The sequence below is a fragment of the Cupriavidus sp. 2KB_3 genome, assembly GCF_052115685.1.
In the GTDB taxonomy this organism is placed as follows: Bacteria; Pseudomonadota; Gammaproteobacteria; order Burkholderiales; family Burkholderiaceae; genus Cupriavidus; species Cupriavidus campinensis.
This window is the reverse complement of the sequence record NZ_JBFRHD010000004.1, coordinates 49,668-66,476: the sequence shown is the minus strand read 5'-3', so window position 1 is coordinate 66,476 and position 16,809 is coordinate 49,668. Positions and strand designations below refer to the sequence as shown.

Annotated in this window: 12 protein-coding genes and 2 tRNA genes; 3 read left to right on the top strand and 11 right to left on the bottom strand. The window is 65.1% G+C overall.

Annotation, left to right across the window (positions count from 1 at the left end; all coding sequences use genetic code 11):
* Positions 1-17: 17 nt before the first annotated feature.
* Complete coding sequence (gene pgi, locus AB4120_RS04985; RefSeq protein ID WP_149136111.1) at positions 18-1,646, top strand: glucose-6-phosphate isomerase; 1,629 nt, start codon at positions 18-20, stop codon at positions 1,644-1,646.
* A gap of 19 nt (positions 1,647-1,665) precedes the next feature.
* Here pgi and AB4120_RS04980 read toward each other — a convergent pair whose 3' ends face one another.
* Complete coding sequence (locus AB4120_RS04980; RefSeq protein WP_149136112.1) at positions 1,666-2,364, bottom strand: ABC transporter ATP-binding protein; 699 nt, start codon at positions 2,362-2,364, stop codon at positions 1,666-1,668.
* On the opposite strand from AB4120_RS04980, the gene AB4120_RS04975 reads away from it, so the two are divergent.
* Positions 2,363-3,082, top strand: coding sequence for an arylesterase (locus AB4120_RS04975; RefSeq protein ID WP_262389607.1), 720 nt, complete (start codon positions 2,363-2,365; stop codon positions 3,080-3,082). The genes AB4120_RS04980 and AB4120_RS04975 overlap by 2 nt on opposite strands.
* Positions 3,083-3,178: 96 nt before the next feature.
* Here the strand turns inward: AB4120_RS04975 and AB4120_RS04970 are convergent, their stop codons facing one another.
* From AB4120_RS04970 to mnmC, 8 genes are all read right to left on the bottom strand, one after another.
* Positions 3,179-5,122, bottom strand: a complete 1,944-nt coding sequence (locus AB4120_RS04970) for a SurA N-terminal domain-containing protein (RefSeq protein WP_441641919.1) — start codon at positions 5,120-5,122, stop codon at positions 3,179-3,181.
* Positions 5,123-5,279: 157 nt separating this feature from the next.
* Positions 5,280-5,356: transfer RNA gene (locus AB4120_RS04965), tRNA-Asp, on the bottom strand.
* A 27-nt stretch (positions 5,357-5,383) separates the two neighbouring features.
* A tRNA-Val gene (locus AB4120_RS04960) sits at positions 5,384-5,459 on the bottom strand.
* 195 nt (positions 5,460-5,654) lie between these two features.
* Entirely contained in the window at positions 5,655-8,066 is a 2,412-nt protein-coding gene (gene lon / locus AB4120_RS04955; protein WP_441642015.1) for an endopeptidase La, read from the bottom strand.
* Between the two features lie 258 nt (positions 8,067-8,324).
* Positions 8,325-9,602 (bottom strand): ATP-dependent Clp protease ATP-binding subunit ClpX, encoded by a 1,278-nt coding sequence (gene clpX / locus AB4120_RS04950; RefSeq protein WP_144195611.1) that lies wholly within the window; start codon positions 9,600-9,602, stop codon positions 8,325-8,327.
* A gap of 243 nt (positions 9,603-9,845) precedes the next feature.
* On the bottom strand, positions 9,846-10,496 hold the full coding sequence (gene clpP / locus AB4120_RS04945) for an ATP-dependent Clp endopeptidase proteolytic subunit ClpP (protein ID WP_144195613.1): 651 nt from the start codon (positions 10,494-10,496) through the stop codon (positions 9,846-9,848).
* 126 nt (positions 10,497-10,622) lie between these two features.
* On the bottom strand, positions 10,623-11,978 hold the full coding sequence (gene tig, locus AB4120_RS04940) for a trigger factor (RefSeq protein ID WP_149136114.1): 1,356 nt from the start codon (positions 11,976-11,978) through the stop codon (positions 10,623-10,625).
* Between the two features lie 161 nt (positions 11,979-12,139).
* Complete coding sequence (gene mnmC / locus AB4120_RS04935; protein WP_441641918.1) at positions 12,140-14,158, bottom strand: bifunctional tRNA (5-methylaminomethyl-2-thiouridine)(34)-methyltransferase MnmD/FAD-dependent 5-carboxymethylaminomethyl-2-thiouridine(34) oxidoreductase MnmC; 2,019 nt, start codon at positions 14,156-14,158, stop codon at positions 12,140-12,142.
* A 171-nt stretch (positions 14,159-14,329) separates the two neighbouring features.
* Between mnmC and AB4120_RS04930 the strand changes: the two genes are divergently transcribed.
* A complete protein-coding gene (locus AB4120_RS04930; protein WP_441641917.1) occupies positions 14,330-15,187 on the top strand; it encodes a 23S rRNA (adenine(2030)-N(6))-methyltransferase RlmJ in 858 nt (285 codons plus the stop codon).
* Positions 15,188-15,197: 10 nt separating this feature from the next.
* On the opposite strand, the gene AB4120_RS04925 is transcribed toward AB4120_RS04930, so the two are convergent.
* Both AB4120_RS04925 and AB4120_RS04920 read right to left on the bottom strand, forming a co-directional pair.
* Complete coding sequence (locus tag AB4120_RS04925; protein ID WP_149136115.1) at positions 15,198-15,632, bottom strand: VanZ family protein; 435 nt, start codon at positions 15,630-15,632, stop codon at positions 15,198-15,200.
* A 41-nt stretch (positions 15,633-15,673) separates the two neighbouring features.
* Positions 15,674-16,747: a fimbrial protein gene (locus tag AB4120_RS04920; RefSeq protein ID WP_187645156.1), complete on the bottom strand. Its 1,074-nt coding sequence runs from the start codon at positions 16,745-16,747 to the stop codon at positions 15,674-15,676.
* Between the last annotated feature and the right edge of the window lie 62 nt (positions 16,748-16,809).

The window sequence follows — 16,809 nt, the reverse complement described above, 5'->3', positions numbered from 1 at the left end:
GACAAACCGAACACCGCATGCCGACTGAACTCCACGCCTGGACCGCCCTTCGCCAACACCACGACGCCATCCGCCACACGCCGATGCAGGACTGGTTTGCCGAAGCGGAAGCTGCCCGACGGGTCGAGGACTTCTCGCTGGAAGCCGCCGGCCTGTACCTGGACTACTCCAAGAATCGCATCACGTTCGAAACCTTTGCGCTGCTGATGAAGCTGGCCGAGGAAGCCGGCGTGACGCAGCGCCGGGACGCCATGTTCGCGGGCGAACACATCAACACCACCGAAGACCGCGCCGCCCTGCATGTGGCGCTGCGCGCGCTGCCCGATGCGCCGTTCAAGGTGGATGGCGTCTCCGTGATGCCAGCCATCCACGACGTGCGCTGCCGCATGCAGGACTTCTCCGAACGCGTGCGCGGCGGCGCCTGGACAGGCTCCACCGGCCAGACCATCACCGACGTCGTCAACATCGGCATCGGCGGTTCCGACCTCGGCCCGCGCATGGTCTGCCGCGCGCTGGCGCATCTGGGCGACCAGACCGGGCCGCGCATCCACTTCGTCTCGAATGTGGATGGCACCGAGCTGGCCGAAACGCTCCTCCGCCTCAACCCGGCCCGCACGCTGGTCATCATCTGCTCCAAGACGTTCACCACGCTCGAAACCATGGCCAACGCGCGCAGCATGCGCGACTGGTTCCTGCGCAATGGCGTGGCCGAGAACCAGCTCGCGCGGCATTTCGTGGCGGTGTCCACCAACCGCGAGGCGGTGACCGAGTTCGGCATCGACCCCGCCAACATGTTCGAATTCTGGGACTGGATTGGCGGCCGCTTCTCGCTGTGGTCCTCGGTGGGCCTGTCGATTGCGCTGGCCGTGGGCTTCGATGCCTTCGACGACCTGCTGCTCGGCGCGCGCGCCATGGACGACCACTTCCGCACCGCCCCGCTGGCGCGCAACATGCCCGTGGTGATGGCGATGCTGGGCATCTGGTATCGGAATTTCTTCGGCATGCCAACCAGCTGCATGGCGCCGTACTCGACCTCGCTCGAACTGTTCCCGGCCTTCCTGCAGCAGCTGGAGATGGAGAGCAACGGCAAGTCGGTGCAACTGGACGGCCAGCCGGCGCACGTGCAGACCTCGCCCGTGGTCTGGGGCACGGCCGGCACCAACGGCCAGCACGCCTACTTCCAGATGATTCACCAGGGCTCGCAGATCGTGCCGGTCGACTTCGTGGCCCCGCTGGTGCCCCCGCGCAGCCTGCCCGGCCACCATGCCAAGCTGCTGGCCAACTGCTTCGCGCAGGCCGAGGCGCTGATGCGCGGACGCAGCGCGGAAGAGTTGCGGGCGGCCGGCATGACCGATGAGGACCGCCTGCCCCACATGGTGTTCGAGGGCAACCGCCCGAGCAACACGCTGCTGATGGAAGACCTGACGCCGCATGTGCTCGGCGCGCTGATCGCGCTCTACGAGCACCGCACCTTCGTGCAGGGCGTTGTGTGGAACATCAATTCGTTCGACCAGTGGGGCGTGGAGCTGGGCAAGATCCTCGCGCGCCCGATCGAGGCCGAACTCAATGGCAGCGCCCACGCCACCCACGATGCGTCCACGGCGGCGCTGATCGCCCGCGCGCGCCGCGTGCTGGCGCGCGGCTGACGCCGCGCCCGCCGGCGCGTCAGACTTCGGTGCCTATCCACTCGTCGCTGGCCACACGGCCGGCGTCGATGGTCAGGATGCGGGCGCAGCGCGCCGCCACGGAGCGGTCGTGCGTGACCAGCACCAGCGTGGACCCGGCGTTGCGGTTCAACTCGAACATCAGCGCGATCACGGCCTCGCCGGTGCTCGTGTCGAGGCTGCCGGTCGGCTCATCGGCGAACAGGATGTCCGGCCGGGCGACGAACGCCCGCGCCAGCGCCACGCGCTGCTGCTCCCCGCCGGAGAGCGTGCGCGGATAGTGGGTGAGGCGCTTGCCCAGGCCTACGCGCTCGAGCATTTCCGTGGCGCGTTCGCGCACGCGGTCGGTCTCGCCGCGCAGCTCGAGCGGCAGCATCACGTTCTCGAGCGCGGTCAGGTGGCCCACCAACTGGAACGACTGGAACACGAAGCCCACGTGCCGGCCGCGCAGCGCGGCGCGCTGGTCTTCATCGAGCGTGAACAGGTCCTGCCCGTGCAGCCGCACCGAACCCGTGCTGGGCAGGTCCAGGCCCGCCAGCAGCCCCAGCAGCGTGGATTTTCCCGAGCCGGACGCGCCGACGATGGCCAGCGTTTCGCCCGGCGTGACGGAAAACGAGACGTCGTGCAAAATCGTCAGCGAACCCGTCGTGTCGGCAACGGTCTTTCCGAGTGACTCGACAGCGAGAATGGAAGAGGACATGAGCGAGAGGATTGGATACGGTTGGCGCCCCCGGGCGCTGGCGGCGTGCGGTGCGATGCTGGGCGCGGCGATGTTGATGGTGGCGCTGCCGGCTGGTGCCCAGGCTCAGGCCCAGACAACGCCAACGGCGGCGAAACCGGCTGCGACTGCCGCACCCGCGGTGCTGGTGCTTGGTGACAGCCTGTCGGCCGAGTATGGCATCGCGCGGGGCACGGGCTGGGTCAGCCTGCTGCAGAACCGCCTGCACAAAGAGCGCCTCGATTATAGCGTCGTCAATGCCAGCATCAGCGGCGAGACCACCTCGGGCGGCAAGACGCGCCTGCCGGACCTGCTCGCCCGACACAAGCCGGCCGTCGTGGTGGTGGAGCTTGGCGCCAACGATGCCCTGCGCGGCCTGTCCCTGCAAGCTACCGAAACCAACCTGCGCGGCATACTGACGGCGGCGCGCCAGGCTGGCGCGGGTGTGGTGCTGGTCGGCATGCGGATTCCGCCAAATTATGGCCCCGACTATACCGAGCGCTTCTTCGCGCTCTATGGCAAGCTGGCCGGCGAGTACCGCGTGAATCTGGTGCCGTTCTTCCTCGACAAGGTGATCGCCCGGCCCGAGTGGTTCCAGGAAGATCGTATCCACCCCACCTCGGCTGCCCAGGCCACGCTGCTCGACAACGTCTGGCCCCAATTGCAGCCGCTGCTGAAGTCACCTGCGAAGAAGCGCTGAGGCCGGCCGACATCGGCAGTCGTCACCGCGCCCAAAAACAAAAAACCCCTGCTGGTCGATGACCGCAGGGGTTTTTTGCCTGAGAAGGTGCGCCGGTTACTGCGCCGCGCCTTCGCTGGCCGGTACGTCGGTGGCCGTGATCGGACGCAGGATCTTGACCTTCGCCCGCGCCTTCAGGGACTCATAGTAGGCGGCGAGCTCGGTCTGGCCGGCCAGTTGGGCCAGCTGCTGCGCCTCGGCATCGCGCTGGCCCGGGTTCGCCGTGGTCGGCGAGCTGACCTTGGCGATGCGATAGATCGCATAGCCATCTGCACCAAGGTCCACGCCGACCACGGCGGGCAGCTTGGTTGCGTCGGCACGCATGATGGCCTCGACCGCCTTCGGCGACAGGCCGTCTGCCTTGGCACGCGAGACCGTCACAGTCTGGCCGAAGCCGGCGGCGCTGTCGGCCTTCTTCAGCGCCTCGAGCTTGGCTTCGCCATCCTTGCGGGCCAGTTCGGCAGCCTGCTGGGCGACGTAGGCCTGGCGCACCTGGGCTTCCACGTCCTCGAACTTGCGCGCGGTGGCCGGGCGGTAGTCGACGATTCGTGCCGCCACCAGCGTGGTCGGGCCCACCTGCACCGCTTCGGTGTTGCGCTTGTTCTTGAGCACATCGTCGCTGAACAGGGCCTTGAGCACCTTCTCGTTGTTGAGCGGGTTCTGCGCGCCCAGCGCCAGGTTCGGCGTGCGGGTGACGTTGTCGGCGGTCTGGATCGTCAGCTTGAACTTGTCGGCGGCGGGCTTGAGGCTTTCGGACTGTTCGTAGACGGTATTGCCGAAGGCATCGGCCAGCTCGGTGTACTTCTTGCTCGCCAGCTGCTTCTTGAGTTCGGCTTCCAGTTCGGGGCGCACGGCCTCGAGCGGCTGCGTCTCGGCGGGCTTGATACCGGTCAGCTTGATGATGTGGTAGCCGTAGTCGGTTTCCACCACGTCGCTGATCTGGCCGTCCTTGAGCGCGTACATGGCGTCCTCGAACGGCTTGACCAGCGCGCCGCGGCCCATGAAGCCAAGGTCGCCGCCCTTCTCCGCCGAACCCGGGTCTTGCGACTGCTTCTTCGCCACATCGGCGAACGTCTCGGGATGCTTGCGCAGGTCTTCCAGCAGCTTGGTGGCCTTGTCCTTCGCGGCCTTGCGGTCGGCGTCCTTGCCGTCCTTGGGCGCGGCGATCAGGATGTGGCTCGCACGGCGTTGCTCGTCCGTCCGGAAACGGGCGATGTTGCTCTCGTAGTAGGACTTGAGTTCTTCCGGCGTCACGGTCTGGCTGGCGGCCAGCGCATCGCCCGACAGCACCACGTACTCCACCTTCGCCTGCTCCGGCGTGGTGTAGGCCGACACATGTGCGTCGTAGTAGGCCTTCAGCGCGGCGGCATCAGCCGTGACCTTGGCCGTGAACTCGGCCGGCTTGATCGTCAGCGTCTGCACGTCGCGCTGCTGGTCGCGCACGGCGATCAGGCGGTCCAGCAGCGACTTCGGCACGAACGCCGTGGTGCCCACGGCGCCGCCAAGCTGCTGTGTGGCCAGCTCGAAGCGCAAGCGCGCATCGAACTGCTCGGGCGTCATGCCCTGCGTTGCCAGCAACTGGATGTAGGCCTTGTCGTCAAACTTGCCGTCCGCCGTCTTCAACTGGGCGATGGCCGGAATGTTCTGGATGGCTGCCGCCACCTGGGCGTCGGACACCGTCAGATTCTTCTTGGCGGTGGCGTCGGACACCACGCGCTGCAGGATCAGCTGGTTCACCACGGACTGGCGCGCTGCGGCGCCTTCGAACATGCGCGGATCGTACTGATTGCCCAGCATCTGGCGCATGCGCTCGCTCTGGTCGCGCACCACATTGTCCACTTCCTGCACGGTGATCGCGCGGCCATCGACCTTGGCGACGTCGTGCGAGGTGTCCATGAAGCGCGAATAGCTTTCCACGCCGAAGAATACGAACGACGGGAAGACAAGCACCAGCAGCAGCAAAAGCATCAGGCGCCGGTTGTTGCGTACGAAATCAAGCATGCTGATTCTGGTAAGGGGTTGGCACGAAGACAAACTCCGCGATTCTATCAGGTGCCGGGCACGAAACCGTCATTTGCTGATGCGGCAGCGTCACGTGAGGGGAATGGCTGGGAAGACAACAGATACAAAAAAACCCGCTTGCGCGGGCGATTTTGCTTGGCGGAGTGGACGGGGCTCGAACCCGCGACCCCCGGCGTGACAGGCCGGTATTCTAACCAACTGAACTACCACTCCTGCGTGGGTTCCCTTGGGATGGTGAAGTGGTGGGTGCTGAGGGGCTCGAACCCCCGACCTACGCCTTGTAAGGGCGCCGCTCTACCAGCTGAGCTAAGCACCCACTAGACCATCGCGGACTTGCGCGCCCGCTGGGTAATCTCGCTTCGCACGACTCGGCGGTTACTGCCTGGCTGCCGCTGTTTGCGTTGCGAGGCCGCGATTGTAATACGAGACTTTTCGCTTTGCCAACCCCGGCGGCGCAAAAAAAAATGCCGCGGGGAATACCCGCGGCATCTTCCTGACAGCACTCGGTCAATCAGTGATGAATCATCTCGACCTGGGCCTTGGCCTTGTCCGCCACCTCGGCGGGCTTGGCCTCTTCCTCTGGCAGCGGCTCGGGCTTGCGCTCGAGTGCCAGCTCCAGCACCTTGTCGATCCAGCGAACCGGCACGATCTCGATGGCGTTCTTCACGTTGTCCGGAATCTCGGCGAGATCCTTGACGTTCTCCTCGGGGATCAGCACCAGCTTGATGCCGCCACGATGGGCCGCCAGCAGCTTCTCCTTGAGCCCGCCGATCGGCAGCACCTCCCCGCGCAGCGTGATCTCACCGGTCATGGCCACGTCCGCCCGCACCGGGATGCCGGTCAGCACCGACACGAGTGCAGTCGTCATCGCCCCACCGGCCGACGGACCATCCTTTGGCGTGGCGCCTTCGGGTACGTGGATGTGGATGTCGCGCTTCTCGAACATCTCATCCGTGATCCCCAGGCGACGTGCCCGCGAACGCACCACCGAACGCGCAGCCTCGACCGATTCCTTCATCACATCGCCCAGCGAGCCGGTACGCGTGATGTTGCCCTTGCCCGGCATGATCGCGGCCTCGATGGTCAGCAGATCGCCGCCCACCTCGGTCCACGCGAGGCCGGTCACCTGGCCCACCTGGTTTTCCTTGCCGGCCAGGCCGAAGTCGTACTTGCGCACGCCCAGGAACTTGTCCAGGTTCTCCGAATCGACCTTCACCGCGCCCGATTCCTTCTTCAGGAGCAGCAGCTTGACCACCTTGCGCGCGATCTTCGACACCTCGCGTTCCAGCGACCGCACACCGGCTTCCCGGGTGTAGTAGCGGATGATGTCGCGGATGGCCGCTTCGGTGACCTCGATCTCGCCAGCCTTCAGACCATTGTTCTTGATCTGCTTGGGCAGCAGGTAACGCGTGGCGATGTTCACCTTCTCGTCTTCGGTGTAGCCCGAGAGGCGAATCACTTCCATGCGGTCCAGCAGCGGCGGCGGGATGTTCAGCGAGTTCGACGTCGCCACGAACATCACGTCCGACAGGTCGAAGTCCACCTCGATGTAGTGGTCCTGGAACGTGTGGTTCTGTTCCGGGTCCAGCACCTCGAGCAGCGCCGACGACGGATCGCCGCGGAAGTCCATGCCCATCTTGTCGATCTCGTCGAGCAGGAACAGCGGATTGCGCACGCCAACCTTCGACAGGCTCTGCAGGATCTTGCCCGGCATCGAGCCGATATAGGTCCTGCGGTGGCCGCGGATCTCGGCCTCGTCACGCACGCCGCCCAGTGCCATGCGCACGAACTTGCGGTTCGTGGCGCGCGCCACCGACTGGCCGAGCGAGGTCTTGCCCACGCCGGGAGGGCCAACCAGGCACAGGATCGGCGCCTTCACCTTGTCCACGCGCTGTTGCACCGCGAGGTACTCGAGAATCCGTTCCTTGACCTTCTCCAGGCCATAGTGGTCTTCGTCGAGCACACGTTCGGCATTGGCGAGGTCATTGTTGACCTTGCTCTTCTTGCGCCACGGCAGGTTGACCAGCGTGTCGATGTAGTTGCGCACGACGGTCGCCTCGGCCGACATCGGCGACATCAGCTTGAGCTTCTTGAACTCGGCGTCGGCCTTCTTCTTGGCCTCCTTGGGCATGCGTGCGGCCTTGATGCGCTTGTCCAGCTCCTCAAGGTCTGCGCCTTCCTCGCCCTCGCCCAGTTCCTTCTGAATCGCCTTGACCTGTTCGTTCAGGTAGTACTCGCGCTGGCTCTTCTCCATCTGGCGCTTCACGCGGCCACGGATGCGCTTTTCCACCTGAAGGATGTCGATCTCGCCCTCGAGCTGCGACAGCAGGCTCTCGAGACGCTCGGTCACGTTGACCATCTCGAGGATCTTCTGCTTCTGCTCGAGCTTGATCGGCAGATGCGCGGCGATCGTATCGGCCAGGCGGCCGGCCTCGTCGATGCCCGACAGCGACGTCAGGATCTCGGGCGGGATCTTCTTGTTCAGCTTCACATACTGGTCGAACTGCGACACGATGGCGCGGCGCAGGGCCTCGGTCTCGGCGGATTCGACCGGCGCAGGCGGCACAGGCACGGCTTCGCACATGAAGTGCGAATCGTCCTCGCTCACCTCGGTGATATTCGCGCGTTGCGTGCCTTCCACGAGCACCTTCACGGTGCCGTCGGGCAGCTTCAGCATTTGCAGGATATTGGCGATGCAGCCGACCTCGTACAGGTCGTCAGCCGTCGGCTCGTCCTTGGCAGCCGTCTTCTGGGCCACGAGCATGATGCTCTTGCCCGACTCCATCGCAGTCTCAAGCGCCTTGATGGACTTCGGGCGACCCACGAACAGCGGGATCACCATGTGCGGAAACACCACCACGTCGCGCAGCGGCAACAGTGGGAGGCGAATCGGCTCAGCCGGGAGGAGTTGTGTTCCGGACATCATTTTCCCCAGTCAGTCATTTAAGGCGTAAATAGGGTCACGGGAATCGATTGCAAGGTACCGCCCCCGATTCTTTGTGCCGTCAGGCCGCGCAAAAAAGTGCCGCGCAAAGCACCTGTGACCCACTCTGAAACAGCATACCCGCGTTTCCTCCCGTTCGTATCGTCGAATTGAAGAAAAAAAGCCGTTCGCTTTCACGCGAACGGCCGCTTGATTTTTTAGCCGGTGTGGCATGCACCACGTGGTCCGGCGCGTTCGTCAGTTGGACCCCGCAACCTTGGGCTGCTGCTCCTCGTACATGAGCAGCGGCGGTGCATCGCCAGTAATCGTATTTTCATCGATCACCACTTTTTGCACCCCCTTGTAGTTCGGGAGGTCGTACATGACGTCCATCAGCGACTGTTCCAGGATGGAACGCAAACCGCGTGCCCCCGTCTTGCGGCGGATGGCCTTGCGCGCGATGGCGGACAGTGCGGCTGGGCGAATCTCCAGCTCCACGCCTTCCATCGCCAGCAGCTTCTGGTACTGCTTGACCAATGCGTTCTTCGGCTCGACCAGGATCTGCATCAGCGCGGCCTCATCCAGCTTGGCCAGCGTGGCCACCACCGGCAGGCGGCCGATCAGTTCCGGAATCAGGCCGAACTTGATCAGGTCTTCCGGCTCGGTCTGGGGCAGCACCTCGCTGGCGTCACGTTCTTCCTTGCTCTGCACCTGGGCCGCAAAACCGATGCCGGTCTTGTCCGAACGCTGCATGATGACCTTTTCCAGGCCGTCAAACGCGCCGCCGCAGATGAACAGGATGTTGGTGGTATCCACCTGCAGGAAGTCCTGGTTCGGGTGCTTGCGCCCGCCCTGCGGCGGCACCGAGGCCATCGTGCCCTCGATCAGCTTCAGCAGGGCCTGCTGCACGCCCTCGCCCGACACGTCACGCGTGATGGACGGGTTGTCAGACTTGCGCGAGATCTTGTCGATTTCGTCGATGTAGACGATGCCGCGCTGGGCCTTCTCGACCTCGTAGTTGCAGTTCTGGAGCAGCTTCTGAATGATGTTCTCGACATCCTCGCCCACGTACCCGGCTTCGGTCAGCGTGGTGGCGTCGGCGATCACGAACGGCACGTTCAGCAGCCGGGCCAGCGTCTGCGCAAGCAATGTCTTGCCCGAGCCAGTCGGCCCGATCAGCAGGATATTGCTCTTGGAGAGTTCGACGTCATCCTTCTTGCCGAGATGCTTGAGGCGCTTGTAGTGGTTGTACACCGCTACCGCCAGAATCTTCTTGGCTTGCTCCTGCCCGATCACATACTGATCCAGGCTTTCGCGGATTTCGTGGGGCGTGGGCAGGTCCGAGCGCGTGGCGGCTGTGGCGTCCTTGTCGGTCGCGGCGGCCTCGTCACGGATGATTTCATTGCACAGGTCGATGCATTCGTCGCAAATGAACACCGACGGGCCCGCGATGAGCTTCTTGACCTCGTGCTGGCTCTTGCCGCAGAACGAGCAATACAGAAGCTTCTCGCTGGATGAACCTTTTTTGTCCGCCATAGGAATCAGTCACATTAGCAGTGTGGTCCCCGCACGGCGGGAGAGCCCCACGGGAAACGCATTAAACGCATCATACGCCAAAACAATTGGCGCAGTCGGCGGCTTCCCCGGCGTGTGGGGCAAAACGCAAAAACGAGGCGCACAGCCTCGTTCCGGTGTAGCCTGCGTCATTTGGCACAGGCTGGGTGGCGGGAGCCCCGGCGCCGGGCCGTGGGCTGCCCGCTCCGACACACCGGCGTCGGATCAACCGCGGCGCGTGATGACCTTGTCGATCAGACCGTAGTCCACGGCCTGGTCGCCGCTCATGAAGTTGTCGCGATCGGTGTCGCGGGCAATCTTCTCGACGGGCTGGCCGGTCACTTCCGACAGGATGCTGTTCAGGCGCTCGCGCAGGTACAGGATCTCGCGTGCCTGGATCTCGATGTCCGAGGCCTGGCCACGCGCACCGCCCAGCGGCTGGTGGATCATGATGCGCGAGTTCGGCAGCGCGCTGCGCTTGCCCTTGGCACCGGCCGCCAGCAGGAAGGCGCCCATGCTCGCCGCCATGCCCATGCAAAGCGTGGTCACGTCCGGCTTGATGAACTGCATCGTGTCGTAGATCGCCAGGCCGGCGGATACCGAGCCGCCGGGCGAGTTGATGTACAGCGACACGTCCTTGTCCGGATTCTCGCTCTCGAGGAACAGCAGCTGGGCCACGACCAGGTTTGCGGTCTGGTCGTTCACTTCGCCGACCATGAACACCACGCGCTCCTTGAGCAGGCGCGAGTAGATGTCATACGCGCGCTCGCCCCGGCCGGACTGCTCGACAACCATCGGCACCAGCCCAAGACCCTGGGTTTCCAGAGCAGAGGCCTGCGTCGTGGCGAGACGGTCAAGCAAATCATTGCGGGTCATGCAGGTTCTCCAGGTATTCAGGGAATGCGCCAATCGGCCCCGGCCAGCGCTTGCGCGCCAAGCCGGATGCCGCGCAACCGGGGCGCGCCGCGCCATTCAGGCGGCGCGATCCGGTCATGCGAACGCTCAGGCTTGCTGCGCGTTGGTCTCGGCGGTGAGTTCCTCGAACGACACCGACTTGTCCGTGACCTTGGCCTTGTCGCACACGAAATTTACCACGTTGTTTTCGAGCACGTAGGCTTCCATTTCGGCCAGGCGCTGCTGGTCGCCGTAGTACCAGCGCATGACTTCCTTCGGGTCTTCGTAGCTCTTCGCGAAGTCCTCGATTTCGGCCTTGATCTGCTCCGGCTTGGCCTGCAGGCCGTGTGCCTTGACGATCTCGGCCAGGATCAGGCCCAGCTTCACGCGGCGCTCGGCCTGCTGGGTGAACATCTCGGCCGGAATCGGCATGTCCTTGGCGTTCGGCATGCCCCGTTGCTCGAGGTCACGGCGGGCCATTTCCACCAGGCGTTCCTGATCCTGTTCGATCAGGGCCTTGGGCACGTCCAGCTCGCTCACCTTCAGCAGCGCTTCCATGACCTGGTCCTTCAGCATGGCGTGCGTGCGGCGCTTGACTTCGCGCTCCAGGTTTTCGCGGATGTCGGCGCGCATCTTCTCGACGCTGCCGTCGGCGATGCCGAGCGACTTCGCGAAGCCATCGTCCACTTCCGGCAGGTGCGCCCACTCCACCTTCTTCAGCGTGATCGTGAACTCGGCGGTCTTGCCGGCCACTTCCTTGCCGTGGTAGTCAGCGGGGAAGGCCAGCGGGAACGTCTTGCTCTCGCCCAGCTTCAGACCCAGCGCGGCTTGCTCGAATTCGGGCAGCATGCGGCCTTCGCCCAGCACGAATGCGAAGTCATCGGCCTTGCCGCCGGGGAATTCCACACCGTCGATCTTGCCGACGAAGTCCAGCGTCACGCGGTCGCCGTTCTTGGCAGCCTCATCTGCGCCACCGTCGCCATGGGCGCCGGCCTCGCCGCGCACGTGGTAGTGCACGCGCTGCTTGCGCAGGATGTCGATGGTCTTGTCGATCTCGGCGTCGCCGATTTCCGTCTTGGTGCGGGTCACTTCAGCCGTGGCCAGGTCGCCCAGCTTGACTTCCGGGTACACCTCGAAGGTGGCTTCGAACGCCACTTCGTCTTCCGACACGCCGTCGGTCTTCAGGTCGAACTTGGGCTGGCCCGCAACCTTCACGTCCTGGGCCTGCGTGATGTCGAAGAACTTGCGGGCGGCCTTGTCGAAGCGCACTTCGAACTCGACCTGCTGGCCATATTGCTTCTCGACCATCTTCATCGGCACCTTGCCCGGGCGGAAGCCGGACATCTTCACCGTCTTCGACAGGCGCACCAGGCGTTCCTGGGTTTCCTTCTGCACTTCGGCCTTGGGAATAGCCAGGGTTACCTTACGGTCCAGCTTGCCGAGGTTTTCAATGACGTTCGACATGGTCGTTAATCCAATCCAGAAATGTAGTTTTAAGCGCAACCGCCTGCGCACCGGCCTGGCCGTGGCCAGTGAAACCTACGGATTCCCGACGCGAACGAAGGGCTTCCGCGCAAACGGAAAACGGGGATTATCGCACGGTTTTTGTTCGCTTCCGGCAGTTTTTACCCTGACGCGTCCGAGGCCGCCCCGGGATCGATAGCCGGTGCTGCCGCCGTGTCGCCATGGCGCAGCGCCCGCAATAGTAGCCGGGCCGGGTCGACGGCATCGGCCAGGTCCGATTCGACGGGCAGCGGTTCGCCCTCGATCTGGCTGGCGATCAACTCCGCGCCCAGTGCCGCCCATGTGAGGCCGCGCGACGCATACGCAAGTGCCGCGTAGAGCCCCGGCAGCCGGGGCAGGTCCCGCAGGTGGGCGCCGCGCAGCGGGCCGGACCGGGCCAGCGCCTGCGCCTCGTCCGCAAGGGGCCCGATCAGCGGCAGGCGGTTGTGCGTCACCGTGCGCACGCCGACGTAGCCGGTCAGCTGCGCGGGATCGAGATGCGCGACGTCGGCGGCACGGTCCGGCAGCAGCGTGGCGAGGCGCTCCAGGTTGGCGGCGTGGACCTCGGGACGCTCGGCCAGCGGGCCTTCGTCGGCGTCGTAGCTCGAGCCGATGCGCGCGCCGCCATCCGGGGCTTTCGGCAGCAGGTAGCCGGCGCCGGTCACCACGCAGTCGGGCCAGCCCCCCATCGCCGCGACCTGCGCCGGGGTGAGATCGGTCAGTTGCCCGCGCACCCGGCGCAGGGCCAGAAAGCGGTTGGAGACGAGGCGCTCGGCCTCATGGGCATTGGCCAGCACCAGGACCGGCGCCGCAGCCAGCACGCTGCCATCGGCCGCCCTCGCCTGCCAGACCCCATCCACATGTTCGATGGCGGCAACGCGGCAGTTGAACCGCGCATCCAGGGCCGCGCCGGCCTTGTCGAGCTGGGCGCGGCAGATTTCGGGCGGCGCGACCCAGCCGCCACGCGGAAACCAGAGCCCGCCGCGCGCCACCGTGGCGCCGTGGCGCGCGGCCGCCTCGGCGGGGTCCATCCACCTGACGAACGATTCCGGGAAGCCCAGGGCGGCCAGCGCCGCCTGCTGGGCCGCGTTGTCGGCATCGTCCTCCCCGATCTGGAGCACGCCGCAGCCATGCCAGTTCACCGGGTGCCCCGCCGCCGCGAGGGCCGACCACGCGCGCAGCGCATGGAGATTGCCGGCGCGCGAGAGCCGGGACAGCAGGCTTTCATCGGACGAAACATGCGCGTGCATGGCCGCCGCGCGATGGCTGGAGGTCTGGCGCGCCGGGCCGTCGTGGGCGTCGAACAACGTCACGCGCCAATCGCGTGCGGCCAGCCGTTCGGTGACCGCGCAGCCGGCCAACCCTGCGCCAATGACGATCGCATGCCTTTCTCGCCACTCTGCGGCGGGTACGGGGGCGTATCGCCTGTTCTTCCAGGCCGGCGCGAAGCGCGCCACGGTCATATCGCGCTTGCCGCCGAAACCGGGCGCTTTGGTGACCTCGAACCCGACCGCCTGCAAGCCACGCCGCACAAAGCCAGCTGCTGTATACGTAGCGAGCGTGGCGCCGGGTCGGGCGAGCCGCGACAGACCCCGGAAGACGGTTTGGGACCACATGTCCGCGTTGCGGGACGGGGAGAAGCCATCGAGATAGAACGCATCGGCGCCAAGTGCGAGCTTGGGCAGCATCGCGTCGATATCGCCCAGCGCCAGCGTCAAGGTAACCGCGCCGCCTTCGAATTCGAGTCGATGCAAGCCCGGCAGCGCATCGGGCCAGGCCGCCTGCAGGGGTTCGGCGAGCGGCAGCAGCTCGCCGAGGCCGGCGTGCAGCGTCGCCAGTCCATCGCGCGTAAATGGATGTTTTTCAACGGAAACGAAGTGAAGCCGACGGCAGCGGTGCGGGTCTTGGCGCCACGCCTGCCAGGTGGCGAGGAAGTTCAGCCCCTGCCCGAAGCCGGTTTCCACGATCACGAACTGGTCGCGCCCGGCCCAGTTGCCGGGCAGGCCATTACCGCCCAGGAACACGTGATGGGCCTGCGCCAGCCCCCCTTCCGCGCTGTGGTAGACGTCGTCGTAACGCGGCGAAAAGGGAATGCCGTCGGGGGGAACGATCGGCTCGGCGGACTCGAGGGCACGCGGCATGGCAGGCATCGGCGGACGGGACACTTCGGACGGCAACAGCCGCAGGAACGGGCCGTAAAACGGGCTTCCGGGGGCGGCGGATGGTAGCATAGCGCCCTTCGCGCCACGCGCCCGCCGGCGCCTTTTTCGCTGGCGCTTGCGCGCCGTCATCCCGCTTTATCCCGCCTCATCATGCTCAGTTATCGCCACGCCTTCCATGCCGGCAACCATGCCGATGTCCTCAAGCACGCCGTCGTGGTCCAGTTGCTGGAGCACCTGACGCAGAAGGACAAGGCGTTCTGGTACATCGACACCCACGCCGGCGCCGGCCTCTACGCCCTGGACCACGCCTATGCACAGAAGAAGGCCGAGTTCGAAACCGGCATTTCGCGCATCTGGCAAGCCGCCGCCGATGGCCAGACCCTGCCCCCCTTTCTGGACGAGTTCCTGGACCAGGTACGCGCCCAGAACCCGGACGGCATTCTGCGCCACTACCCCGGTTCACCATGGCTGGCATGGCAGATGCTGCGCGATCAGGACCGCCTGCGGCTGTTCGAGCTGCACAGCACCGAGATCCAGGTGCTGCGCGACAATTTCCGCGGTGCGGGCCGCAAGGTCATGCTCTATGACGGTGACGGGTTCAATGGCATCAAGGCCATCCTGCCGCCCCCGCCGCGTCGCGCGCTGGTGCTGATCGACCCGTCGTACGAAGACAAGCAGGACTACGCGCGAACCGTGCAGGCTCTGGAAGACAGCCTTGAACGGTTCGCAACTGGCGTTTATGCCATCTGGTATCCGCAGGTGCAGCGGCGGGAATCGACCCAACTGCCGGCGCAACTGATGCGCCTGCCGCTGAAGAGCTGGCTGCATGTGACGCTGACCGTGAAGCACCCGGTGGAAGGCGGACTCGGCCTGCATGGCAGCGGGATGTTCATCGTCAACCCGCCGTGGCGGCTCAAGGAAACGATCGAGGAAGCGATGCCGCTGCTGGTGGACTTGCTCGGCCAGGATGCTGGCGCAGGCTACACGCTGGAATCGCTCGACAACTGAGCCGGGCGCGTCAGGCCCGGGGCTCTTTCCGATGGCCGGACAGACCGGGCCAGACCCGCGTCAGTGCGGCATGCGCAAGCAGGCCGAGCGCCAGCCCCACCGCATCGGCGATCAGGTCATGCCAGTCGGACGAGCGGGTGGGCGTCATGCCCTGCAACCATTCGATCAGCACGCCATAGGCCATCAGGCCAGCCAGCACGGCCGCCACGCGGCCGCTCCAGGCGCGCACGCCGAGTAGCGCGAGCGCCCCAAAAGCAAGGAAATGGTTGGATTTGTCCCAGCCGGTGGTCGGTTGCGGCACCGAGGTCGGCAGCAGCGACAGGACCAGCACGGCCACTGCGCAGATCGAGAACAGCCGTCGGTATTGGGTGGGGGTCAGGCGCGGCACGAGGACTGGGCGGTTTTCATCGACATAATGACTACGCCAGAGAATAACAGCATGCATGCGCCTGGCTGCGTGGCGCGCCACACATTCCCCGCCCCGCACTATTGGTAAGTCATGGTGAAAGTCATCGCCGTATTCGCGGTGCCTCCCCTTATCACTTCGCCAGACTGGTAATAGCGGGCCTTTAGCGGAATCTTGAAGCTTCCGCCAGACAACCGGTTATAGCCGTTGACTGGCTTGTCCACCCCAAGGGGCAGCACCGCGCCGGCGCCGTCCAGCAACTGGACACCGATCCCCTGCGCGGTCGAGTTCCCATCGAGCGCCACCACCGAGTTGGCGCTGTGGAGCACCTGGGTCACCGCGTCCACCCGATACTGGATGCCATTCAAACGCCCGGCACAATTGTTGACATCGATGGTGAACGAAGTGGGGGGCGCGGAAGATCCCACTCCCCGGAAATCGGTGTGCGACCGCGTGCCCATATTCACAGCGATATTGGGCGTGATACAACCCACTTCCGAAAAGCTGGGCTGGCCACCTACCCTCACATCCACGATAGCTAATGGACTCGCGTTATAGAACTGGTCGATACCCACCTGGAGGACTGCGCCCGGAAGATTCACGGCGCCGGCCGTAATCGGCCCGGTTTTGACGAATGCGAAGCTCATTCGGGTGCCAAAGTTGATGGAAATGCTGCCACTGCTTACTGTGCCGACCGCCACTTCCCAGTTTGACGGGACGCCGTGCAGCCTCGCGTTCTCGCCGCCATACCAGCCGTCTTTCGTCCCGGAATTGACCCCGATTGCCAGCCCAACGCCCGGGACATTGGTATTGAAGACGGCATAGTTCTCTCCGCCCTCCGAATAGCCCACCCCGGCCCGCGGCAGTGTGGCCCGATAAGCGGGCCCGACATTCACGTCTGCCGGGATCGTGCATCGCCACACCTCCCTGCCCGCAGTTTGTCGGCTGGTCCATGGAGAAATGCGGGTGCCAACCGGCGCATCCCTAGGCACCGCGAAGTTCCCCAAGGGCAACTGGAAATTGAGCACGGAGGGATTCGGCGCGTCACACCTGATCGCCTGGGCCTGGGCTTGTCCCTGGGCGAGCGCAAGCCACGCCACTGCCGTGATCGCCATCGTCCGCCCAAGCTTTGCTACTGTCATCACTGACATCATGAATTCTCCGTTGTTGGCATGTGCCGCCGGCATCCCGGCGGCGCTTGCGGACCAATGCCGCG